This window comes from Marinomonas sp. 63XJN7_9_ISO-PGPR-S23-217, assembly GCF_056173515.1.
Map to the genome: position 1 here is coordinate 737,156 of NZ_CM149678.1, position 23,549 is coordinate 760,704.

Here is a 23,549-nt window from a genome sequence, read left to right on the forward strand (position 1 = left end):
GAATAATGGCGTTTCAAGCAAGAAGCGCCATGCTATTTTTAGGTCTTTCCGTTGGGAAAATTATTTTCAGCCATAATCGCCTTAAAAATGGCCCAAAATATGGGGCGCAATAAAGCCACTTCAGTAGCTTACGTAGGTTCTGGCCACAGGCGCTTAAGATCACGTTCATCGCATCGCCTAGTATGCCTTTTAAGAAGCATCGTCTGAGTTTTCCATCGGATTTGAGATGCCCGATGATGGGTTCTACACTGTTTCGTCTTCCCATCCAGCGTTTCTCTTTCTTGGGCACACCGCGTTTTTGACCTGTAACCAAGACTTTAATGTCTTCCACGCCCGATCCTTTATATCCTCGGTCAACAAAACAGGTTTCCGGTTTTCTTCCTGTCAGGGTTTCCACTTGTTGAAGTTGATCTTTCAAGGTATGGCCATCATAAGGATTGCCTGGATAGCTTCTTGCGCCCACAATAAAGGATTCTTTAGCCGTCACCGCGATACTGGCTTTCACACCAAACTCATAGCGTTTATGCGCTTTGCCTTTGGAGATGCAGTCTACGTTGGGTTCATGAAGGCTGTAGAGTTTATGTTTGCTCTGGCGAGTTTGTTTGAGTAATCGATAAGCTTGGTTAAGGGGGTCTTCTTGCTTTTGGGTAAGTGTCAATCCTTGTCGTTTTACTTGCCGATCAATGTCCCTCAGTACTCGCCCTAAAAAGCCTTTGACTTGTTTAATGGCTTTTCTCATACGCTTGTATTGCTTGGCATGCCCATAGCGTCCAATTTTTGGCATTAGCTCATGGCAGGCTTTGTCGTAGGTTTGTCTTAACGTGATGCCTTGTTCTTTGGCTACCTGAGTGAGCTGCTGTCGGGCCTTGTTGTAGAGCTTGGCATCCGTTGGGAAGGTGATGTTTTTTTCTTGTACCGTGGTATCGACAATCACACGCTTTAGACTCGCAGACTTGATCACTTTTAGCTTTAACCCTGCTTGTATAGTCTGAGTAAGCAGCCATTCACAGCCTTCTTCTCCTAAACGTTTGCGCCATTTAACAAGACTGGTTGGATGGCACGGGAAGTCATGTTGAAAAAAGGTTTCGCCGCAAAAGTATTGGTAGTAAGGCGATTCAAGCCATTGCTCTAAGACCATTTCATCAGACAAATTATACAAATGTTGTAAATACAGTAGCCCTACCATCAAGCGAGTGGGCAGAGCTGCGGCGCCAACCGTCGAGAAATGCGTCCCCAATTCGGTATCCAACCGATCCCAATCCAGCACTTTAGCCAACCGAACGAGTGCATGGTTGGGGTTAATAATATCGATTAGCTGAGGTCGGAATAAATCCTTCTGCGGATCTTGCTTTGTTTGACGAGGCTTCATAAAAACTCACTGATTCTGCAACTTTTTGAGACTAAAGCGCCATTATTGGCGAGATTTTAGTCCTTAGCATTATACAAAAGGCATTGCATTTCAATAGGTTGAGAATTATTCAGGGACGACTAACTTGTCAGTTTAAACCGTCAGCCTCTATAAGGTTAAAGGCAGAGTATTATCCCGAGTTAAAGGGAATAGAGTGTAAAACGGTTCCTGCAAAGGTGAATAAAATTTACGAGCAATCAGAGAATATTATGGTTCTCGAACTCCGTTATCCGCCGAAGAATACGTTTAAATTTTTACCAGGACAGTACTTAGATCTGAAATACCAGGGAGTATCAAGAAGCTATTCTATTGCATCGATACCCAATAATGAACATACGTTAGAACTGCATTTTAAGAAAATTGATAATGGTGCTATGAGTGAAAAAATTTTTGCGCCAATCAGTACCAATCAACTGGTCCAAGTTGAAGGTCCAAAAGGCACCTTCTTTCTGCGTAATAAAGCGACTGGCCCCATTATTTTTATTGCTACTGGAACAGGTTTTGCGCCAGTCAAAGCTATGTTAAGTCAGTTAATCGAAGAGCGGAGATTTGATCGACCTGTTTATTTTTATTGGGGAAATCGTACCTCTGACCACATAGAGTTTTTGTATCCAGTTAAGTGCCACTGTGTGCGTGCCTGTTTTCCCTTTGCTTTTCCCTAAGCTTTTCTCGATGTCCATAAATTTCCGACGTGCGTGAGCCCAGCATCCGACAAGCTGTGTTTTGGTTTGTTCGTAACCGGCATAGCCATCGACTTGCATATAGCCAGAGTAGCCACTCAAAAAGTGTTTTGGGTGTTCCGCTTGGCGTGTTTTTTGGAACTCGTAAAGCACAACCGGCCGCAATGGCGTTTTATACATGGGATGAGGCGTGTCTGGTCCATCCATGCCACTGCAGTAGACCCACATATAGCATTTATCTCGGTCTTCTTTCACAACATTAAGCGGGGTTTCATCTGCATGAAGAGCCGGTTGCTCCATCATGATCGCTTTCAGTCTTTGATAAAGTGGGGCTAACGCATCCGCGCTTTTGAGGACCCAGCTCGACAGGGTTTTACGATTCAGTTCGATGCCTAATTGTTTGAAAAGGGCTTCTTGTCGATACAGAGGTAACGCAAATTGATATTTACTGGTCACAACCTGACTCAGTAAACTGGCTGTGGCGATGCCTTTCGGGATAAGACTGGGCGTCTGTGGAGCTTGTTTGATCGAGACCTTCACCTCATTCTGTTCGCAATGACGGCAGCCATATTTTGGGCGAACGGTTTCAATCACGGTCATTTTCGCAGGAATAAATTCCAATCGCTCCGAGCGGTCTTCCCCCATACGATGGAGTGGCCCTTGGCAACAGTCACACACCTTTTCCGCCTCGGATAAGTCCAGTTCAATCATTTTACGTGGAAGATCTTTTGGTAAAGGCTTGCGTTTAGGTGGATGGCGTTTTTGCGAAGTAGCTTGCTCTGCTGACGTGTTAGACTCACTGAATGAGTCCTCATCCTCAACCACCACGGATTCGGCCTCATCAAACAGCTCACCTTGACCCGGACTCTTTTCAGAGCGTTTGCCAAACTAACGATGTTGGGCCAGACGCCATTGCTAGACCATTGTAGAATTTTCAGGCGATTGCGTGTTCGACCACAAAAGACAAACAGTCTATCTGAGCAGGGCTCTTGCTCAAGATCGTAGGCGACGATCGAAGTTAAGCCATCAATGGATTTACGCATATCGGTTGGCCCACAGATCAGAATCACAGGCAAAAAATCACTGGTGTTGAACATAGTTATGCCTCCAAAAGTCACAACTATGCAGAATGAGAAAAGCTAAATTAAGGTGTCATTCCCCAGACGCTTACAAGACAAAATACCCGATAAGGGGACTCTCGTTCATTTTCTGCTTCACCAATCCTAACAAGCCGCAATAAGACTTACGCATATCGGTAGGCTGAGTGTACAGCCAGATATTGGCGCTGGGATCAGGCATAAACATCAGTCACGACTCAATCGAAGTTCAACACCATCGCCTAGGCACAAGGTAATGTTCCAGCGTCCAGAGTCTGAAAGGGGATATACCTGACTGAGATCGATAAAGTCTGAGTGACTAGCATCTGGCGAGGCTTTCGTTCCCGAAAAATGCTGACACCATTTACTAAAACTGGTGTAACTGACACCGTGCTGTTGGCAATATTGAGGGGCTGATAGGTCAGACTGAGCTTGATCTTCAATGATTTGTTGCCACTCAGAGGAAGAGCGGCGGATATAAGACTTGGTCATGGGATGGACTCCGTTATCGGTTATGAGGTGAAAACGGAGTCCAGTTTACGGTATGAATAAACAGGCTTAAATAACTGCGTAGAATGAACGCTTACGTGCCAAATATGGCGGTATCCTTAATGGCACGAATGAAAGAGCTTGAAGAAGAAAATCGTCGTCTTAAAAAGATGTATGCTGATAAGTGGTTAAAGGCAGAGATCATACAGGAAGCCATGGAAAAAAGTGGTAAAGCCGTCTGAGTGGAGAATCATTGCTCTGGATACAGTAGCGAATAAAAAAGTTAGTATTCGTTTGGCTTGCTCGGCGTTTTCAATCAGTGAAACCTGCTATCGTTATCAGAGTCAAAACAGCGATGAAAATACACAGATTGCAGAGCTGTCGGTTGATCTCACAGTAGAGCAAACGGATTGGGGCTTTGGTCAGTGCTTCCATTACCTGCGCAATACAAAGGGTTATCTTTGGAACCATAAACGCGTGTACCGCATTTATTGTGAGCTGGCTTTTGCCTGCTCAAGCCAAAAGTCAGAGCGGGATTGAGAATCGGAAGGTTGATTCATAAAAAACTCCTGCTAGTGAATAAATAAAACGAACAGGTGTTAGGTTCTGAGATTATTCACTGATCGGCAAGAATACGGATTTAAGGGCGCTTACCAAGAACGAAAAATTTCCAATCTCTTTTCTATCACACTGTTTGCATATTTTAATGTTTTCCACTATTATTGTTCAGCTAATGAACCGTGTCTTAAGTCAAGCTATATTATACGCGTAGGCTGATGTCTTAATGTTGAGTAAACGGTAGTTTTTTACATGTTAAGAGATGAATATCGTTTGAAGATTCTTAAAGAGCTTCAGCAAGATCCTGATATAAGCCAGCGCGAATTCGCCAGCCGTTTAGGGGTTAGCCTTGGCAAGGTGAACTTTTGCTTAAAAGCCTTGATCGAAAAGGGCTTAGTGAAAGTAGAGAATTTTAGAAATAATGCTAATAAAGTCAGTTATCTGTATCTCCTCACATCAAAAGGAATAGAAGATAGGGCTATATTGACTCGACATTTCTTGCGGAAAAAACTGCAAGAGTATGAAAAATTGTTGTTAGAAATTGAGCAGCTTCGTGAAGAAAGCCTTGCAGACCAAAATATAAGTAAACATGAGCCATACCTATAAGATCTTCATTGTAAGAACATAAGTATGTCAGTTTATTAAATATAATATTATTATTGGCACAGTAAATCAAGTAGTTACTGCCTGTGTTGTAGAAGAGAATGTCATTCCTTTGGATAGCAAAAAGTCGTCAATCTGAGATAAAAATATCAAAGTTGCTTTATATGAGTTTAGTTAGTATTAAAAAAATACCATTTATTTAACTCTAAGATCTATCTCAATTTTAATTAACTTGAAATTGAACTCAATAAAAAATTATTTCGAGAAATAATCAATAATTTTTTGTTGTGCGGAAAAAGGTTGTTTTTTGATCTGTTTAGTAAAATTGATTGCACTTAACATAATAAAGGATGCAAGAGTTTATGTTAAAAAATTTAAACTGTTTAATGCTAGATCTTTTATTATTTTAGTATGGTGTTTTCGGAAATGCTATTTTTTATAGGTGTGAATTTAAATGAATATGTATAAAGGTAGAGATTTTTATCTGAATAATATATCTCCTAATTGGAAATTTATTAAGGATAAGGGGGGGGCAAATTTAGTTACCATTATTACAATTTGCTACAACTCCGAAAAAACAATACTAAAAACAATAGAGTCTGTTTTTTCTCAAACGTTTAAAAATATCGAATATATCGTTATCGATGGAGGATATACTGATAATACTATAAATCTAATAAAATCTAATGAAAGCGGTATGGCCTTTTGGCTTAGTGAACCTGATTCTGGGCCATCAGATGCCTTAAATAAAGGGCTGACATTAGCTAAAGGTCAATATATATTTATGTTGAATTCAGACGATTTTATAGATGAGAAGTTTATAGAGACTGCTCTTAAAGAGTTTGACAATAATTGTGATTTTGTTTTTGGTGATTTGAAAATAGGAGCATTTGGTAAAGAATATAATAGAATACAAAAAGGTGATAAAAATTATAGAAAAAAATAAAATATACAATGCCAAAGATAAACCAGCCTTCGATAGTTTTTAAAAAGAGATGCTTTGATAAGATTGGATTATATAATATTGAAAAGAAAATTGCACCAGATCACGAGTTTTTATTAAGATGTGACATTCAAGGTCTTATTGGTAAATATAGTTGTAAAATTTTTTCGTACTTTTCCTTATCCGGCCTGTCGGATAGGAACTATTTTATAGGAATAAAGGATGTGAAGGAGTCATGTATCTATTATTCTGATAATAAGCTTACGACTAAAATCAAAATTATGATTTATTATTTATGTAGATACTATAAGCGGATGTTGAAGAAATGAAAAGGGAGTTTATATATGTTGCTGTCTCTCAGTTTCTTTTAACCTTTATAATGATTATAATAAATATATATCTTTTAAGGGTGATTTCAATAGATATATATGGTAAGTATATATTTTTCCAATCTTTGTTCTCCTTCTTTTCTGTTTTTATTAATTCCGGTGTTGCTAATGATTCCTTAAGAGACTTGTCTTTAGCTCATATTAAAGGCGATGTAAGTGATAAATTTTCAGAGTATATATCAATTAAAGTTTTTTATATGACCTTTGCTTTTTTGATATGCTTTTTATTGAGTTTTTTTGATAGGTTTAATAGTACTTTATTTTTTTTTATGACACTTTTTTTATTTTTTTATTTTTTTGATTTTATGGTTGTCTATCAATCTATAAAGAAAACAATGTTGTATATGTTTGTCTGTTTAATGAGTTTTTCTATAAGCTTTATTTTGCTATTTCTTTTTATAAAAAAGAATCAAGATATTATTTATGTGCCTATAATTATATCAACCCCATTTTGCATTTTTAATATTTTTATACTCTTAAGCTTTACTGAGTTAAGATTTCATTTCTCCTATGCGAAAATGATGACGAGATTGAGGAAAAACTCATCTGTTATGTTTTCTAGTGTTGTTAGTGCATTATTCTCAAAAAGTATTTATCTTCTAATAGGTATTTTTGTAGGTGATAGAGGAGTTGCTTTATTTTCTGTTATTGACCAAATTACTAGAGCCCCTTTGATTTTTATAAATAGAATAAGTACTTTATTTACACACAAAATAATTGAAAAGCTAAATTCTAATGATGATTTAGCTCTAAGGATTTATTTTTCTAAGTGTTTTGTTCTGATTTTTTTTGTTTCTACATCTTGTGCACTATTTTTGGCAGGGATGAGTCCGTATATTTTGGATTTCTTACTAAAAAACGGATGGAGTAATGAAGAAAGAAATATGCTTTTTATAATGCTAGTATGCATACCTTTAATATCATTAAGCTCGCTTTGTGCTATCCAATATCACTTGAATAGTGGAAATACTTATTTGATTATGCGGTATGGTATCTTTTTAACTCTTATTGCTTGCCCTATGTCTATTTTTTCCATTTATTTTGAAGGGATTATGGGGATGGTAATTACTTATGTGAGTATAGAGCTTTTTGTGATGTTATATTTTATATATTACTTGAGGTTTAATTTATTTAAGGTGATTTTCAATGTCTGTTTATCTCGTAAGAAATAATATATCTCTAATTGTTATATTATTTGGTATATTTTTTCAATTCCATTTTTTCTATTTTTCCAATGGTTCTAGTGTCAAGCTTTATCATATATTAATACCTTTTTTAATGCTTGTTCTGCTTTTTAGGAATAGGCTTTATTTTGTTCTTAATGATGTGTTTTTCTTTTTTTGTTTTTCTTTTTTTGTTTCTTTATATGCTTTTTTTTATTATGGCTGGAGTGTTATTCTTTTCCAGGCAGTTTGTTGTTTTTTAATATATAATTTAGCTTATAGTTTATCCAGAGGATTATCTTTTTATTCGCTTATAAGAGTTATTAGGTTTTTCTCAATTTTCTTTTTTCTTTGTGTTATTGTTAAAGATTTGATTTATTTTCGTTTGCTGAGCCAGGTTTATTCGAGTAATCAAGAGGTATTGGGGAGTGTATTTTGGTTTATAGGAGGAGGTCATAATATTGAAGTGACTTATATTTCATTTTTGTCTATTTTTTTTATCAGATCAAAATCTTTTTTTTATTGTATAGCTTTTGTTTTATTTCTTTCTCTAATTTATCTTTCTAGAATAGGTATAATTGAATTTTTTATGCTGGTCTATGCTAGAATTTTTTATACTAAAAGTTTCTCTCGGCAGGTTTATTATATTTTAGCGTTAATTCCAGTTATTTTGTTTTTGATTTATTTTTTTATTTTGTTCTTAGAGTTTTATGATTTTAAGATTTTTGATAGGTTTGATGATATACATGCTGAACTGGAAAATAATAATAATGGAAGAGGGATGCTTTGGTATGCAGCCATTCACTTGATATTTCAAAATTTTCTAGGGTACGGTATTGGGAATGCAATCCCCTTAGCAAAAGATTTTCTACATAAAAATATTATTGAGAATAATTTTCATAATATTTATTTTCAATATATTTTAGATTCTGGTTTTTTTGCATTGATAATATATCTTCGTATTGTTTTAAAGAGGTTAAGAGAAAAAACAAAAAATATTGAATTTAAAATTTTCATTTTTGCATTTTCGCTTGTTAGTTTTTTTCAGTTTACAGGCTATGATATTATTTTTTGGTTTTTTTTGGGAGTTTATGATTCTTTCTTAAAGGAAGATGCCAAGGTTAAGGATATCAATACTATATGATATTGAAGAAAATGTTGCCTATAACAGTTTTAATGTCAACTTATTCTGGCAATAAAGCTGCCTATTTACTTGAGTGTTTAAACAGTCTGAAGAGTCAAACCATGCCGCCTAATGAAATATTATTAGTAGTTGATGGAGAGATTTCATCAGATCAAATGTCAATCATTAAAAACTTTACATATTCAGGAGAGTTTTCTGTTTACTACTTAGAACAAAATCATGGCTTAGCCTATTGTATGAATTTTGCTATTAAAAATGCCAAAAATTCAATATTAGCAAGAATGGATGCTGATGATATATGTCATAAAGAACGCTTTGAAAAACAGTATGAACTTGTCAAATATGATGGCGATTTAGTTTGTTGCTCATGGCATGCTGAATTTTCAGATACTATTGGTGATATCGCTTATCTTAAAAAAACTCATATGGATTTTCTTAAAATAAAGAAGAAAATAAAATTGAGAAATGTAATATCTCATCCAACTCTTATGTTACATAAGAGAATTTTTGAGGATTTTGGTGGATACGATGAATCGATTGGTTTGTTAGAGGATTATGAACTTCATCTTAGACTAATTAAAAATGGTGTAAAATATAAAGCAATTCAGGATGCTTTGGTCTATGTTAGAACTGATGACTTTCAATACTCTAGAAGAGGTGGTTTTATATATTTTAAAAATGAAATCTCTTTTAGATTAAAATGTCTGAGAAAAAAATATATAAATATATTTGATTTTATTTTTTCTATTTCTTTATATGCTTTTTTTAGGTTGTCACCTAATTTTATTAGGAAGAGTGTGTATTTTTTAGTGAGAGATAAAAATTAAAATTTTAGAAGGATATTTAATGTGAAATACTTAGAGTTGTTAGAAAAAAATTTAAAAAAATCAATTTCTGCAAAGGAAAAAATTTTAAATAATTTAGATGGTTTTTCTATTTTTTATGATGCTGTTGAGAAAGTTATAAACTGTTATAAATCTGGAGGGAGACTTTATATTGCCGGAAATGGTGGATCCGCTGCAGATGCCCAACACTTAGCAGCAGAGTTTGTTAGTAAGCTAGCCAGAGATAGAGATCCTTTACCTGCGGAGGCATTGACGGTTGATAGTTCTATTTTAACAGCTATAGGCAATGATTATGGATTTGACAAGGTTTTTTCAAGACAGATTTTGGGGAAGGTTACTAATAAAGATATTTTCCTTGGTATAACTACATCCGGTAACTCAGAAAACATAATTGATGCGGTTAAGACTTGTAAAATTAAAGGTATAGCATCTATTGTTTTTTCAGGGAAAGACGGTGGTATGGTAAAGGACATAGCCGATTATTGTATTATTGTTCCTGGGTCTACAACAGCTGCAATTCAAGAAGTTCATATATTATTGGCTCACACACTTTGTGAGGCTGTTGAAAATACGCTATTTGTATAATAGCAATACTTAAACAATGCTAAAATACAAGTGAGAATTTATGATTATTACAAAAACTCCGTTTAGGATCTCTTTTTTTGGTGGGGGTACTGATTTTCCTGCATGGTATCAAAAATTTGGTGGAAGCGTTCTTTCAACTTCAATTGATAAATATTGTTATATTACATGTCGTAGTTTACCTCCTTTCTTTGAACATAATCATAGAATTGTATATTCTACAATTGAGAATGTTAAATATATAGAAGAAATTAAGCATCCGGCTGTACGTGGAGTTTTTAATTATCTAAATGTGTCTTCAGGATTAGAAATACATCATGATGGCGATTTGCCGGCTCGCTCTGGTCTTGGATCAAGTTCTGCATTTACTGCTGGACTAGTTTTAGCACTTAAAAGTCTTAGGGGGGAAATGATTGATAAGTATAACCTTGCGAAAGAAGTTATCTATATTGAGCAAAATATAATTAAGGATGTTGTTGGATCTCAAGATCAAATAGCAACTGTCTACGGCGGTTTTAATAAAATTGATTTTTTAAAAAATGATGAATTTTCAGTTAACCCACTAATAATTTCCTCAGATAAAAAGAGGGAGCTTAATAGTCATCTTATGTTATTTTTTACAGGTATTACTCGTTTCTCTTCTGATATAACAAAAGGTCAAATAGATAATATTGATAAAAAAATATTTGAACTAGGAAAAATGCATGAAATGGTAGATGAGTCTGTCAAAATCCTTACTAGTAAAAGTAGAGATGTTTCTGATTTTGGAAAGCTATTGCATGAGAGTTGGGCATTTAAAAAAACGTTATCAGAAAAAATTTCCAATACAAAGATTGATGAGATTTATGAGTCAGCAATGAAAGCTGGAGCTTATGGTGGTAAGTTATTGGGTGCAGGTGGCGGTGGTTTTATTTTGATTTTTGCTAGACCTGAAGTTCAGCCAAAAATTTTGAATTGCCTATCGAGTTTAATTCACGTGCCTTTTAAATTCGAAGAGAGTGGAGCTAGCATAGCTTTTTATAAGAGTGAGTAAATATCTATGTTCAAAAAAAGTAAGGTTTATATAGCAGGTCATTCGGGCCTAATCGGTTCAGCCGTTGTTTCTGAGGCTTACAAGAGGGGTTATGAAAATATAGTTTATAAAAACCATTCTGAGCTTGAACTGAAAGATCGCACACAAGTTGAAAAATTTTTTGAAGAACAAAGTCCTGATATTGTCATTCTTGCTGCTGGTAAAGTGGGTGGCATACTTCAAAATCAACTTGTTCCTGCTGATTTCATGATTGAGAATTTAACAATACAACTTAATATAATTGAGTGTGCACATAACTTTAATGTAGATAAGTTGATTTTTATAGGGTCGTCGTGTATGTATCCTCGTGATTGTAAACAGCCGATGAGAGAGGATATGATTTTGTCCTCGATACCTGAGTCAAGTAGCTTGCCATATGCCATCTCAAAACTTGCAGGTGTGAATTTATGTGCTGCATTTAATAAGCAATATGGCAGAAAATATATTTCAGTAATTCCTAACAGTGTTTATGGTGCTAGGGATAATTTCAACCCCGAATCTGCTCATGTCTTATCATCATTGATCCATCGTTTTCATGAAGCGAAAGTTAACAATAATGAGAGCGTAGTTTTGTGGGGGGATGGGGGATCAAAAAGAGAATTCGTCTATTCTGATGATGTTGCCAAGGCTATCTTTACTATACTGGAAAACATTGAAAATCTAGATACGAAATTGCCTATTAATATTGGTAGTGGTGTGGAGTTTTCTATTAAAGATTTAGCGCAGGTGATATCAGATGTTGTAGAATATTCAGGTAATATCGTATGGGATAACACAAAACCAAATGGTGCTCCAAGAAAATTACTTGATTCAAGTAAATTAAAAGAAATAGGCTGGAAGCCAGAAATGAATTTCTTAAATGGGCTAGCTGAAACTTATAACTGGTATATACGGAACCGTTGATATGGAAAATAATACTGAACAGGTCTCTAATTTAGTTTCTAAAGCTGCATGGGTGTGGCGTGAAACACTTGCCATAAATAAACGTGCACCAGAAACTAGAATAGCCTCCTCTCTTTCTCCAATAGAAATATTTGTAGCTCTTTACTATGGTGGGGTTCTGAATTTTGACCCAAAATATCCATATAGCGAAGATAGAGATCGTTGCATTATTAGCAAAGGTCATGGATCAATATCTATGTATCCAATACTTGCTGATTTGGGATTTTTTCCCAATAGTGAGCTGAATAAGGTATGTAAATCTGGTGGTTTTTTGGGAGGTATTCCTGACCCCGTAATACCAGGTTATGAAACAGTGAATGGTTCATTAGGACACGGTCTTGGTGTATCCGCTGGTATGGCTCTTGGTCTTAAAGCAAAGTCAAAGAAGGAACAAGTTTTTGTTGTTACAGGTGACGGTGAGCTTCATGAGGGAGCTTGTTGGGAAGCAATAATGTTTGCAGCGCAAAATGAGCTTGATAATTTGACCCTTATCGTTGATAACAATGGAATAAGTATGCTTGGCTTCACTAATGATATAGTTTCCCATATAAACTTAACTCAAAAACTAAAAACTTTTGGTTGGGATGTATTAGAGGTAGATGGACACGATGTCAATTTAGTCAAAGATACGCTAAATAATCTTAAAAATAAAAAAGAAGGTAAACCTAAAGCTCTAATCTGTAATACTATTAAGGGGAAAGGTATACCGAGTCTTGAGAATAAAGAATTGTCACATATTCTAGGCGTAACTCCCGAAACTTTAGATAAATTAATAGGATTACAAAATGAGTAATACTATAGCAATGCGTGATGCATTATTGGAATCTATATGGAAAGAAATGGCTCATAATCATATGATTTATTTTGTTACTGCGGACTTTGGTTCTCCAGTGCTAGATAAAATCAGAGCAGATTATCCTAATCGTTTTCGCAATGTAGGCATAGCTGAGCAAAATTTGATAAATGTCGCATCAGGTCTTGCTCTAGAAGGTTTTACTGTATTTGCCTATGCAATAGCGCCTTTTATAACGATGAGATGTTATGAGCAGATTAGGGTGAACTTGGCATTGCTGTCAGAAGTAAGAGAGATAAATGTTAATTTAATAGGGGTTGGTGCAGGATATAGTTATGTTGTTTCTGGCCCAACTCATCAATGTTATGAAGATATAACCTTGGTAAGGTCACTACCTGGTTTTCATTTATTATCACCTTCTGATTCTGTCACATCAGGGTTATTGGTCCAAAAATGTCTTAGTGTAAAAAAACCGAAATATATTCGATTAGATGCTCAAGTCTTACCCGTAATATATGAAGAAAAGATACCAAATCTTGACAAAGGCTATGATATTAGAGTCAATTCTGGTGATACTATATGTCTAATAGCAACTGGATATATGGTGCATACTGCGATTAAAGTAGCGGAAGCTTTTAAGGATGCAGGGGTTTTGTTTTCTGTTGTTGATTTATTTGATATTCAGCATTTTGATGAAAAGTCAATGGTTGTTTTTTTATCAAAATATAATTTTGTTGTATCTTTGGAAGAAGGCTTTGTTCATAGGGGGGGGCTAGACTCTAGAATGAAAGAGTTCTTTGTTAATCATTCTCTCAACCCAAAATTTTTGTCTATTGGAGTTAGTCCTAGCTATCATTTTGAGCTAGGTAGTAGAGACGAATTGCATGAAATTGTTGGTGTTGGTGTTAATGCAGTAATAAATAAAATTAAAAAATTTTTAAATATGTCTGAAAAAATCTAGGTAAGTCAAATGATTAAATTTCCTTTAATGAAAAACAATATTAGTAAAGAGGATTTACAACCTGTAATTTCTTTGTTGCAAGAAGATAATCCAATTTTAACTAATGGTCCAAAATGTCGAGAGTTTGAAAAAGAGTGGTCTAAATGGCTCGGGGTTAAATATTCGGTATTTGTCAGCTCCGGATCGGCTGCTAATTTACTGTCAATGTCAATACTTAAAATACGATACCCAGAAGGCGGAGAGATAATTGTTCCTCCTTTTACTTGGGTCTCTGACATTGCAAGTGTTTTGCAGTGTGGATTTACACCCATATTTGTAGATATCAATCCTAAAACACTGGGAATGGATGCTAGCAAAATCTTAGAAAAGATAACTTCGAAGACAAAAGCTGTATTTTTAAGTCATATTCAAGGTTTTAACGCTCTAACAGATGAACTACTAGTGAAATTAAACGAGTTGAATATTCCTTTGATTGAAGATGTTTGTGAATCACATGGTGCTGAACATAATGGGAGAAAAGTTGGGAGTTTTGGAGAAATGTCTAATTTCTCTTTTTATTACGCTCATCATATGAGTACGATTGAAGGAGGAATGGTTTGTACTAATGATTACGAGATTTATGAACAGTTAAGAATGCTTAGAAGCCATGGGATGATCCGTGAATCAACAAATGATGCTCTAAAGGATAAATATATATCTACTTATCCAGATTTAAATAAAGAATTTATTTTTGCATATCCTGCTTATAATGTTAGAAATAATGAAATTGGTGCTATTATTGGGTTAAGTCAATTGAAAAGGCTTGATTCGATTGTTAAAAAGAGAAGTGAGAATCAAGCTAGATTTTTTTCTAATTTAGATTCTTCTAAATACAAAAAAGATTTTATATTTGATGGGTCAAGTAATTATGCTTTTAATGTGGTTTTAAAACGCAAAGATACTGATTTAATGGTCAGGATTGAGGAAAAACTAAAAGGAGAGGGGATTGAATATAGGAGAGGAAGTGCCGGTGGGGGTAATCAACTTAGACAGCCTTATTTGAAAGGTTTAATTGGCGAAAACGAATATATGAATTATCCTGAAACAGACCATATTCATTTTTTTGGTTTTTATATAGGAAATTTTCCAGATTTAGACAATGAAGAAATTGACTATATATCTAATGTGTTGAATGAAGCATAATAATTTATATGTTGGTAAATTAAAATGAAAACAGCTGTTATATTGGCTGGAGGATTTGGGACTAGACTACGATCTCTTGTTTCAGATAGGCCTAAACCAATGGCTTTAATAGGTGATAGACCTTTTTTGCAATACTTGCTTGATTATTGGATTACGCAAGGTATTTCTAGGTTTGTCCTTTCTGTTGGCTATATGTCGTCAGTTATAATTGAATTCTTTGGCGAATTTTATAGAGGGTGTCAGATAATTTATTCGGTTGAAGAGCAGCCTCTTGGCACTGGTGGTGCTGTTCTATTAGCTTCTAAACTTTTACAAAGCGAAGAATCATTTCTGCTTTTGAATGGAGATACATTTTTTCCTATTGGATTATCTGATCTAGAAGAATTTCATGAAAGATCTAATTCGAAATGTACTTTCTCTTTGTTCATTTCAAATGAAGATAATCGTTTTATGGGAATTAAAGTTGATGAGCAAGGTAGGATTTTAGAATTGAATTCTGAAAAAGGTGTTAGAGGCGAGTATGCTAATGGAGGTGTTTATATTATAGATTCTTCTTTGTTAATTGGATGTCCTTTATCGTTACGAGATGCACCTATTTCTCTAGAAACAGATTTTTTTAAGTCATGTTTGCTTCAAGATTATGAATTTTATGGTTTGTCCTGTTTGAAGGACTTCATAGATATTGGGTTGCCTCATGATTATCTTAGAGCTAAAAATTTATTAATTAATTCTATGAATGGTTTTTTATAAAGGAGTTTTTATGTCAATCAATATACTTGTTACTGGTGGTGCTGGATATATAGGCTCTACTCTTGTGCCGGATTTATTAGAAGAAGGATATAATGTTACTGTCGTTGACAATTTCATGTTTAATCAGTCAAGTCTTAATCATGTGTGTCATTATGATAGTTTTAAGGTGATTAGAGGTGATGTTCGTGTAAAAAGCACTATGGAGCCACTTATTAAGAATGCCGATATAATTATTCCTCTTGCCGCCCTAGTTGGAGCTCCTCTTTGCTCACGAGATCCTGTTGGTGCTCAAACAATTAATCATGATGCAATTTCTCTTATGTTGGAGCTTGTTTCTAAAGACCAAAAAATTATTATGCCTACAACAAATAGTGCATATGGTACAGGCGATGAGAATAATTTCTGTACAGAAGAGTCTGAATTACGCCCAATATCGAAATATGCTATTGATAAGGTTGCTGTAGAAAAAGAACTTATGCAGCATGAAAATGCTATTAGCTTTAGATTAGCAACTGTTTTTGGCATGTCTCCACGGATGAGGATGGATTTGCTTGTAAACGATTTCACATATAGAGCTGTAAATGATGGTGCTGTCGTTCTTTTTGAAAGTCATTTTAAAAGAAACTATATTCACGTCAAAGATATTTCCAGAGTTTTCCGTCATGCAATAGTGAACTTTGATAGTATGAAGGGTGAAATTTATAATGTAGGTCTTTCAAATGCGAATGTTTCAAAAAAAGAGCTTTGTCAGATTATTCAACAGCATATTGATGGATTTACTTTCGTTGAAGCTGATTTAGGAAAAGATCCTGATCAACGTAATTATATTGTTTCAAACGAAAAAATTGAAAAAACTGGTTTTATGCCAAAATATGATTTGCATCATGGCATTGATGAGCTTGTTAAAGGCTATACAATGCTAAAGAATTCTCGTTATGGAAATATTTGATCTAAAGTAGTCTTGATAAAGGCTAGCCTTTTCTCTTCTAGTTGAGTTAAAACTAAATTTTGGCTCAACTATAGTCCGGTTCTATATTCTATTTTTTAAAATGGCTATATGTGTTATTAATACAATATTTTAAATTTCTAATTGGTTATATAGGCATTTTTTATGTTATTTATTTTTAATGAGAAAATTGGAGTCGTATATGATTGACGCATTATTTGTAAACCCAAGCTCATCATCTCATGCATATCAAGATTTGGCTAAGGTTCATTCGGCTATAGAACCTCCAACTTGGGCGCTATTATTGGCTGAGTCTTGTCGTTCTAAGGGTTTTAATGTTGCTATCTTGGATTGTGATGCTGAAAGACTTTCTATTGAGGAGTCTATTAACCGTATAAATAAAAGCGGTGCTCGGCTAACCGTTTTTGTTGTTTACGGGCAAAATCCTAACTCTGGGACAACAAATATGATTGGTGCTCTAGAATTAGCTGATTCGGTAAAATTATCTATGGTAAAAACTAAGATTGCATTTGTTGGCTCTCATACAAGTGCTTTACCCAAAGAGGTTTTGTCGTATGATTGTGTTGATATAGCTCTTCTAAATGAAGGTGTATATGCTCTTCATAATCTTTTAAAATCCAATTTATCCGAAGCAGAACTTGTTCATATAAACGGCATTGGTTTTAAGCCAAGTATTTCTGCTCTTCCTATTCTTAATGCTCCAGAAAAAATTGTACCTCAGTCTCGAATGGATGAAGATATGCCTGGATATGCGTGGGATCTTTTACCATTTGAAAATAACCCTTTAGATCTATATAGAGCACATTTTTGGCATGCAGATTTTGATCATGAAAAACGTACACCTTTTGCTGCTATATATACTGGTCTAGGCTGTAATTTTGCCTGTAATTTTTGTATGATTAATATAGTTAATAGAGTTGATAATGATGATGAAATTAGTGCGGCTGACTCTCGTGGTATGAGGTTTTGGAGTACTGATTGGGTAATTAGAGAGATGAAGAAACTATCTGATATGGGGGTTAAGACTCTACGTATTAGTGATGAGATGTTTTTTCTTCAAAAGAAACATTATAGACCAATATTAGAGTGTTGTATTGAAGAAAATTTTAATTTCAATATGTGGACTTATGCTCGGGTAGATACGATAAGAGAGAAAGAGCTTGAATTATTCAAGAAAGCGGGAGTGAATTGGCTAGCACTTGGTGTTGAATCTGGTAATCAGGTTGTGCGTCAGCATGTTTCTAAGGGTACTTTTAGGGATATTAATATTAGAGAGATATGTGAAATGATTAGGTCTTATGATATCAAAATTATAAGCAACTTCATTTTTGGATTTCCTGATGATACATTAGAAACAATGCAGGATACATTAGATCTGGCATTAGAGTTGAATACAGAAATGACAAATATGTATCCGTGCCAAGCTCTTCCTGGAAGCCCTATATACTTTGAAGCTAAGCATAGAGGTTGGGAGTTGCCTAATAGTTTTAATGGTTATGCATTCCTTTCGTATGAATGTCAGCCTTTACCGACGTTACATCTAACAGCTGAGAAAGTTCTGCGGTTTAGAGATGATGCATGGCAAACATATTTTACAAATCCAGAGTATTTGGACATGGTTGAAAAACAGTTTGGCTTAAAAGAACGTAAAAATATAGAAGATATGACTAAAATTAAATTGAAGCGAAGGCTTTTAGGTGATTGAATTTTTATAGTATATTTAGGTGTATCTTGAATCAATGGTTTAGGGAGGAGGGCGGTAATGAAAGCTTATAAAACTCTAAATGACTACTTGGAGTCTGTTAATTTAATTAAGGGTGGTAAGTATATAAATACTAAAGGGCGAAGAGATGTATCTTCATTCCCTTTGGTCACAATTGTTACAGTTTGTAGGAACTCAGAAAAAACTATTGAGAAAACTTTTTCTGCAGTTGCGTCTCAGACATATACAAATATTGAATATATAGTAATTGATGGACTATCGACTGATAGTACTCTAGACATGATAGGACGCTTTGAAAATTTTATTGATTTTTGGGTTTCTGAGATCGATGAAAGTGCGACAGATGCTATAAATAAAGCATTCAATATTTGTCAGGGGGATTTCATTTTTCTGCTAAATGCTGATGATTTTGTAGGGGCTGACTTTATTGAGCAGGCTGTTTTATCTCTTGATGATGATTCTGATTTCGTTTTTGGGGATTGTCGTGTTGGAGAGTTTGGTGGTGATTATAATAAGGTTGTTAAAGGTGATGTTAATTACATAAAAAAAATTCCTTATACCATGCCTAGGATTAATCAGCCTACAATAGTCTTTAAAAGAGAGTGTTTAGATATAATCGGGTTATATGATTTAGAAAAAAAAGTAGCCCCTGATTATGATTGGTTGGTTAGAGGATATTCAAAAAATATAAAAGGCAAGTATTCTGATAAACTAGTTACTTTTTTTGCTCTCGATGGTAATTCTGATGCCTTTTATTTTAAGGGTTTGCAGGAAGTGAGAGCCTCATCTTTGAAGTATTCAAACTCAGTATTATTTACGAATATTTACTTTATTCTAAGATTTATTAAAAGAGTTTTATTTTCTTATAAATAGATATTCTAAAATGCCCCCTGTGTCAGGGTAGTTGTCGCCTCATTTGATATTATAAAACAGACAGGGGACGGTAAGTGAAAACCAGTGGATTACCAAAGACATTCAAGTGCCTTTAAAGAAGCCATCTTACAGAAACTCATTCAAAGCGAGTTGTCGAGACGTGAGTTTGCCGAACAGGAAGGCATTAAGCTCTCTACCCTGTATAGTTGGCAAAAGCAATTCAACACATCAGGATTTAGCGAGTCAAAAGTGAGTTCATCAGATAAGTGGTCAAATGAAGAAAAGTTTGCTGTCGTACTTGAAACCGCCGTCTTGTCTGAAGCGGAGCTTAATGAGTATTGCCGTGTGAAAGGCCTGTACCCTGAGCAAGTAAAACAGTGGAAACAGGCTTGTATTGCTGGGAATACAGTGAAAGAGAAGAAAAAGACCACGGCTGAGCAACAGTCGGATAAAAAACGTATTAAAGAGTTAGAGCGAGAACTGAGAAGAAAAGAGAAAGCGTTAGCAGAAAGTGCAGCGTTACTTGTGCTGGGAAAAAAGTTCGATGCCTATTGGGAGGAAAAAGAGGACAGCTAATCACGCTGGCCGATAGGCAAAAGTATTCGCAGTGGATCCGTCATGCGGTCGAGTCCGGTGCACGGCAAGAGCCTGCCTGCGAGGTGATTGGATTATCGGTCAGGACGTTACAGCGTTGGTGTAGAGAGGGTTCTATTGGGGAGGATAGAAGAGTCACATCGACAAGGCCCGCCCCAGCGAACAAACTGAGCGAGGTAGAACGGCAGACGATGATTGAGGTCTGCAACCGTGACGAGTTTGCTTCGTTACCACCCAGCCAAATCGTGCCTATATTGGCCGATAGAGGTGAGTATATTGCCTCAGAATCCAGCTTTTATCGTCTCTTAAAAGCGGAAAATATGCTCCATCACAGAGGAAAAGCAGCACCAAGGAATGTCCATAAAAAGCCCACGAGCTACACGGCTAAAAAAGCCAATGAGGTGTGGAGTTGGGACATTAGCTATTTGCCAACCACGGTGATTGGTCAGCATTACTACCTGTACATGATAGAAGATATTTACAGTCGAAAAATAGTGGGTTGGGAAGTGCATCATCAAGAAACGGGAGAGCATGCCGCCGATTTACTGGAGCGCAGTGTCTGGGTGGAAAGATGCTTTAAAAAAGACCTCGTCTTACACTCAGATAACGGTGCCCCCATGAAGAGTTTAACGATGAGAGCGAAAATGTATGATCTTGGTGTTGTGACCTCTCGAAGTCGACCAAGGGTGAGTAACGACAACCCGTACTCAGAATCGCTGTTTAGAACGGTGAAATATCACCCTAGATGGCCGTCAGAGGGATTCAGAACCCTAGAAGATGCGCGAGAGTGGGTCAAAGAGTTCGTGTATTGGTATAACCATGAGCATCGCCATAGTCGAATCCAGTTTGTCACGCCCAGCCAAAGACATGCTGGGCTTGATAAAGTGATATTAGCAAAGCGAGCGAACTTGTATCAGCAAAAAAGGAAAGAGCGTCCTGAGCGTTGGTCAAAAGCAGAAAGAAACTGGCAGCCAATAGGTGATGTGGAATTAAATCCAGAGCAACACAAAGACGCTGCTTAATTATTTTAGGCGACAACTACCTTGAAAAACGCCGAATGTTGTCCCTGAATAATTCTCAATCTATTGAAATGCAGTGTATTTTATTAACCGCCGGGTTAATATTTATTTTTTAAATTTTAAAGAAAAGTGGCATAATGCTGTAAACACAGTAGCTCTACCATCCAGTGAGCGGCGTTTTTCAAGGTAGTTGTCGCCTAAAATAGTCGACCCTGAATAATGGCGTTTTAAACAAGAAGCGCCATGCTATTTTTGGGTCTTTCCAGTGGTAAAATTATTTTCAGCCACAATCTCCTTAAAAAGACTCCAAAATATGGGGCGCAATAAAGCCACTTTAGTAGCTTACGTAGTCGCCCCTGAATAATGGTGTTTCAAGCAAGAGTAAGCGTTCATTCTACGCCGTTATTTCATCCCATCTTTTCGCACTCTAAACTGGACTCCGTTTTCATCTCATCACCGATAACGGAGTCCAACCCATGACCAAACCCTATACCCGTCGTTCTTCTTCTGAATGGCAACAAATCATTGACGATCAAGCCGAGTCTGGCTTATCCGCCCCTCAATACTGCGAACAGCATCAGGTGAGTTACGCCAGTTTTAGTAAATGGCGTCAGCATTTTTCGGGAACTAAAGCCTCGCCAGATTCTAGTCACTCAGACTTTATCGATCTCAGTCAGGTGCCCACTCTCTCAGGTACTGGACGTTGGAACATTACCTTGTGTTTAGGTGATGGTGTTGAGCTTCGATTGAGTCGTGACTGATGTTCCTGCCCGATCCCAATGCTAAAATTTGGTTGCATACCCAACCCACAGATATGCGTAAATCCTATCGTGGCTTATTAGGGCTGATCAAACAACACCTCAAAGAAAACCCACTCATCGGGTATTTTGTCTTCATTAACCGGCGCAAAACCCAGATGAAAATCCTCTATTTTGACACCTCTGGTTATTGCATTTGGTGTAAACGACTGTCGCAGGGGCAGTTCAATTATGCGTCATCAGAAAACGCTAAACACGCCCTAAGTGTGATTGAATTGCAGCACCTCTTAGCGGGCATAAAAGTCGAAAAATATCGTCAATTTAAACGCTACAAGCGAGCATCATGACAAGTTGGATGGTATAATCCAACCCCATGAATGACGCCACTTACCGACCTATTTTACCCTTCAAAAACATCGACTTGCTTCACACGAATGAGGTCGAAAAACTGCGTGCTGAAAACGAAGCTATGTCTTCAAGAATCCGCCAATACGAAGCGGAAGTGCACATGCTAAAGCGTGAGTTATTTGGGCCGAAAAGCGAACGTCGTACCTTACTCACACCAGATCAACAAGCCCTCGCTGATATCGTGGGTCCGATGTCAGCCGAACCAACCCGCGTAGAATGAAGAGTCTATCGTTGAGAAGGACAAACCTGAGTCTGCCAATGTTCGTGGCAAAGCGCCCAAGTTTCGTAAAGGCAATGAAATTAACATCACCGGATTGCGTTTTGATGAGTCTATACCGGTTCGTGAAAAGGTTATCTTAGCGGACGAATTACAAGGCCCCAATGCGCACGAATACGAAGAAGTCGGCTTCAAAGACGTCAGCCGCATCGTACAAAAAACCAGTGCCTATGAAGTCGTCATCACCAAACGTCAGGTGGTGAAGCACAAAACCAGTAAACAGCTCATTACCGCGCCACAGCCGGATCTGATTTTTGACAGTTCCCTCGCGGATGTGAGTTTTATCGTTGGCTTACTGGTTAATAAGTTCTTGTATCACTTACCCCTTTATCGTCAACACCAACAGCTTAGCGCTTCCGGCATCACCCTCAGTCGTGCAACGCTCACAAACCTCACCAAACGCGGGATCGAACTGTTACGACCCATTGTGGTAGAGCAACTGATTAGTGTGCTGGACAGCAAGGTACTGGCCATGGATGAGACACCGATAAAAGCCACCCGCCAGCCTGGGGTAGGCAACCAACCCGGCAAAATGAAGCAAGCGTATTTTTGGCCCATCTATGGCGAGCAGGACGAAGTGGTGTTTACCTTCTCCCAAAGCCGTGGCATGAAACACATCCAAGACTTACTGGATCATGTTTGGCAGGGTACCTTACTGACCGATGGTTATGCCGCTTACAGTCGTTACGAAGCCACCTCACCGGAGGTCACTCATGCTCAGTGTTGGGTGCACATGCGTCGTCAGCTACTGAAAGCCGAAATGGAAGAAACCGAGGCCGTCACCCACGCGCTGAACCTGATTGCCGCCTTGTACCAGTACGAAAGCCATATCAAACAGAAAGGTTGGTCAGATGAGAAAAAACAAGATTACCGAGTGCAACACAGTAAGCCCTTAGTGGATCAATTTTTTGCCTTCTGCGAAGAACAAACCCAACGGGCTGACCTATTACCAGACGATACCTGGATGAAAGCGTTGAACTACACCTTAAAGCGCAAACGCCAACTGATGGTCTTTTTGGAAAATCCAAACGTTGCCATGGACACCAACCACCTAGAGCGAGAGATAAGACCCATCCCAATGGGTAAGAAGAATTGGCTCTTCTGTTGGACAGAACTGGGCGCCGAACATGTCGGCATCATCCAAAGCTTGATCAGCACCTGCAAGCTGCACGACATCGACCCCAACGTCTACCTGACGGATGTCCTACAACGAGTCAGCCAGCATCCAGCCAAAGACATCGCGGACTTAACACCAATACGATGGAAGCAACTGTTCGCAGACAACCCGTTGAAATCGCCCTTACTCTGAGTCAGTGGCTATCAATGATA

At 36.8% G+C, this 23,549-nt stretch carries 24 protein-coding genes and 3 pseudogenes; 22 read left to right on the forward strand and 5 right to left on the reverse strand.

Features of this window, described 5'->3' with window-relative positions; genetic code table 11:
• Positions 1-13: 13 nt before the first annotated feature.
• The gene (locus AC0VYI_RS03430) at positions 14-1,369 is read right to left on the reverse strand and encodes an IS5 family transposase (protein WP_475445374.1); all 1,356 of its coding nucleotides are present in this window, start codon (positions 1,367-1,369) and stop codon (positions 14-16) included.
• Positions 1,370-1,584: 215 nt separating this feature from the next.
• Here AC0VYI_RS03430 and AC0VYI_RS03435 point away from each other — a divergent pair, with 215 nt between their 5' ends.
• Positions 1,585-2,070 carry an FAD-binding oxidoreductase gene (locus AC0VYI_RS03435; RefSeq protein WP_475447343.1) on the forward strand — a complete coding sequence of 162 codons (486 nt, stop codon included), beginning with the start codon at positions 1,585-1,587 and terminating at the stop codon, positions 2,068-2,070.
• Here AC0VYI_RS03435 and tnpC (AC0VYI_RS03440) read toward each other — a convergent pair.
• The 4 genes and pseudogenes from tnpC (AC0VYI_RS03440) to tnpA (AC0VYI_RS03455) all read right to left on the reverse strand — a co-directional run.
• Positions 1,999-2,964: pseudogene (tnpC, locus tag AC0VYI_RS03440) on the reverse strand (IS66 family transposase); the annotation flags it as partial. The gene AC0VYI_RS03435 and the pseudogene tnpC (AC0VYI_RS03440) sit on opposite strands and share 72 nt — an antisense overlap.
• 38 nt (positions 2,965-3,002) lie before the next feature.
• A pseudogene (tnpB, locus tag AC0VYI_RS03445) lies at positions 3,003-3,185 on the reverse strand (IS66 family insertion sequence element accessory protein TnpB); the annotation flags it as partial.
• Positions 3,186-3,255: 70 nt separating this feature from the next.
• The gene (gene tnpB, locus AC0VYI_RS03450) at positions 3,256-3,393 is read right to left on the reverse strand and encodes an IS66 family insertion sequence element accessory protein TnpB (RefSeq protein ID WP_475447345.1); all 138 of its coding nucleotides are present in this window, start codon (positions 3,391-3,393) and stop codon (positions 3,256-3,258) included.
• Positions 3,393-3,677 (reverse strand): IS66 family insertion sequence element accessory protein TnpA, encoded by a 285-nt coding sequence (gene tnpA / locus AC0VYI_RS03455; RefSeq protein WP_475447347.1) that lies wholly within the window; start codon positions 3,675-3,677, stop codon positions 3,393-3,395. Before tnpA (AC0VYI_RS03455) ends, tnpB (AC0VYI_RS03450) begins: the two co-directional genes overlap by 1 nt.
• A 104-nt stretch (positions 3,678-3,781) precedes the next feature.
• On the opposite strand from tnpA (AC0VYI_RS03455), the pseudogene AC0VYI_RS03460 reads away from it, so the two are divergent.
• The 21 genes and pseudogenes from AC0VYI_RS03460 to tnpC (AC0VYI_RS03560) form a co-directional block, all read left to right on the forward strand.
• Positions 3,782-4,175, forward strand: a pseudogene (locus AC0VYI_RS03460) (IS3 family transposase); the annotation flags it as partial.
• A gap of 309 nt (positions 4,176-4,484) precedes the next feature.
• A complete protein-coding gene (locus AC0VYI_RS03465; protein ID WP_475447349.1) occupies positions 4,485-4,838 on the forward strand; it encodes a MarR family EPS-associated transcriptional regulator in 354 nt (117 codons plus the stop codon).
• Between the two features lie 451 nt (positions 4,839-5,289).
• The gene (locus tag AC0VYI_RS03470) at positions 5,290-5,781 is read left to right on the forward strand and encodes a glycosyltransferase (RefSeq protein ID WP_475447351.1); all 492 of its coding nucleotides are present in this window, start codon (positions 5,290-5,292) and stop codon (positions 5,779-5,781) included.
• A 322-nt stretch (positions 5,782-6,103) separates the two neighbouring features.
• A complete protein-coding gene (locus AC0VYI_RS03475; RefSeq protein ID WP_475447352.1) occupies positions 6,104-7,339 on the forward strand; it encodes a lipopolysaccharide biosynthesis protein in 1,236 nt (411 codons plus the stop codon).
• Complete coding sequence (locus AC0VYI_RS03480; RefSeq protein ID WP_475447354.1) at positions 7,314-8,474, forward strand: O-antigen ligase family protein; 1,161 nt, start codon at positions 7,314-7,316, stop codon at positions 8,472-8,474. The genes AC0VYI_RS03475 and AC0VYI_RS03480 overlap by 26 nt, the downstream gene beginning before the upstream one ends.
• A 32-nt stretch (positions 8,475-8,506) precedes the next feature.
• Positions 8,507-9,301 (forward strand): glycosyltransferase, encoded by a 795-nt coding sequence (locus tag AC0VYI_RS03485; protein WP_475449779.1) that lies wholly within the window; start codon positions 8,507-8,509, stop codon positions 9,299-9,301.
• A 21-nt stretch (positions 9,302-9,322) separates the two neighbouring features.
• Positions 9,323-9,904 carry a D-sedoheptulose-7-phosphate isomerase gene (locus tag AC0VYI_RS03490; protein ID WP_475447356.1) on the forward strand — a complete coding sequence of 194 codons (582 nt, stop codon included), beginning with the start codon at positions 9,323-9,325 and terminating at the stop codon, positions 9,902-9,904.
• 40 nt (positions 9,905-9,944) lie between these two features.
• Positions 9,945-10,934, forward strand: a complete 990-nt coding sequence (locus AC0VYI_RS03495) for a GHMP family kinase ATP-binding protein (protein ID WP_475447358.1) — start codon at positions 9,945-9,947, stop codon at positions 10,932-10,934.
• A 6-nt stretch (positions 10,935-10,940) separates the two neighbouring features.
• Entirely contained in the window at positions 10,941-11,876 is a 936-nt protein-coding gene (locus AC0VYI_RS03500; protein WP_475447359.1) for a GDP-L-fucose synthase family protein, read from the forward strand.
• Position 11,877: 1 nt separating this feature from the next.
• Positions 11,878-12,708 carry a transketolase gene (locus AC0VYI_RS03505; protein WP_475447360.1) on the forward strand — a complete coding sequence of 277 codons (831 nt, stop codon included), beginning with the start codon at positions 11,878-11,880 and terminating at the stop codon, positions 12,706-12,708.
• Positions 12,701-13,669, forward strand: a complete 969-nt coding sequence (locus AC0VYI_RS03510; protein WP_475447362.1) for a transketolase family protein — start codon at positions 12,701-12,703, stop codon at positions 13,667-13,669. The genes AC0VYI_RS03505 and AC0VYI_RS03510 overlap by 8 nt, the downstream gene beginning before the upstream one ends.
• 9 nt (positions 13,670-13,678) lie before the next feature.
• Positions 13,679-14,851 (forward strand): DegT/DnrJ/EryC1/StrS family aminotransferase, encoded by a 1,173-nt coding sequence (locus AC0VYI_RS03515; RefSeq protein WP_475447364.1) that lies wholly within the window; start codon positions 13,679-13,681, stop codon positions 14,849-14,851.
• Between the two features lie 24 nt (positions 14,852-14,875).
• Positions 14,876-15,601, forward strand: coding sequence for a sugar phosphate nucleotidyltransferase (locus tag AC0VYI_RS03520; protein ID WP_475447366.1), 726 nt, complete (start codon positions 14,876-14,878; stop codon positions 15,599-15,601).
• Between the two features lie 10 nt (positions 15,602-15,611).
• A complete protein-coding gene (locus AC0VYI_RS03525) occupies positions 15,612-16,550 on the forward strand; it encodes an NAD-dependent epimerase/dehydratase family protein (RefSeq protein WP_475447368.1) in 939 nt (312 codons plus the stop codon).
• A gap of 199 nt (positions 16,551-16,749) precedes the next feature.
• Positions 16,750-18,273, forward strand: a complete 1,524-nt coding sequence (locus AC0VYI_RS03530) for a B12-binding domain-containing radical SAM protein (RefSeq protein ID WP_475447369.1) — start codon at positions 16,750-16,752, stop codon at positions 18,271-18,273.
• A gap of 57 nt (positions 18,274-18,330) precedes the next feature.
• Entirely contained in the window at positions 18,331-19,164 is an 834-nt protein-coding gene (locus tag AC0VYI_RS03535) for a glycosyltransferase (RefSeq protein WP_475447370.1), read from the forward strand.
• Between the two features lie 84 nt (positions 19,165-19,248).
• Positions 19,249-20,780, forward strand: a protein-coding gene (locus AC0VYI_RS03540) for an IS3 family transposase (RefSeq protein ID WP_475447371.1) whose coding sequence is annotated in 2 segments (ribosomal slippage) — positions 19,249-19,693 and positions 19,693-20,780 — 1,533 coding nt in all. Because the reading frame shifts where the segments join, the coding sequence is not laid out codon by codon here.
• Between the two features lie 473 nt (positions 20,781-21,253).
• Positions 21,254-21,538, forward strand: coding sequence for an IS66 family insertion sequence element accessory protein TnpA (gene tnpA, locus AC0VYI_RS03545; RefSeq protein WP_475443557.1), 285 nt, complete (start codon positions 21,254-21,256; stop codon positions 21,536-21,538).
• Positions 21,538-21,882 (forward strand): IS66 family insertion sequence element accessory protein TnpB, encoded by a 345-nt coding sequence (gene tnpB, locus AC0VYI_RS03550; RefSeq protein WP_067021190.1) that lies wholly within the window; start codon positions 21,538-21,540, stop codon positions 21,880-21,882. Before tnpA (AC0VYI_RS03545) ends, tnpB (AC0VYI_RS03550) begins: the two co-directional genes overlap by 1 nt.
• Before the next feature lie 26 nt (positions 21,883-21,908).
• A complete protein-coding gene (locus tag AC0VYI_RS03555) occupies positions 21,909-22,163 on the forward strand; it encodes an IS66 family transposase (RefSeq protein WP_475447324.1) in 255 nt (84 codons plus the stop codon).
• Between the two features lie 94 nt (positions 22,164-22,257).
• Positions 22,258-23,529 (forward strand): IS66 family transposase, encoded by a 1,272-nt coding sequence (gene tnpC, locus AC0VYI_RS03560; protein WP_475447325.1) that lies wholly within the window; start codon positions 22,258-22,260, stop codon positions 23,527-23,529.
• Positions 23,530-23,549: the final 20 nt, after the last annotated feature.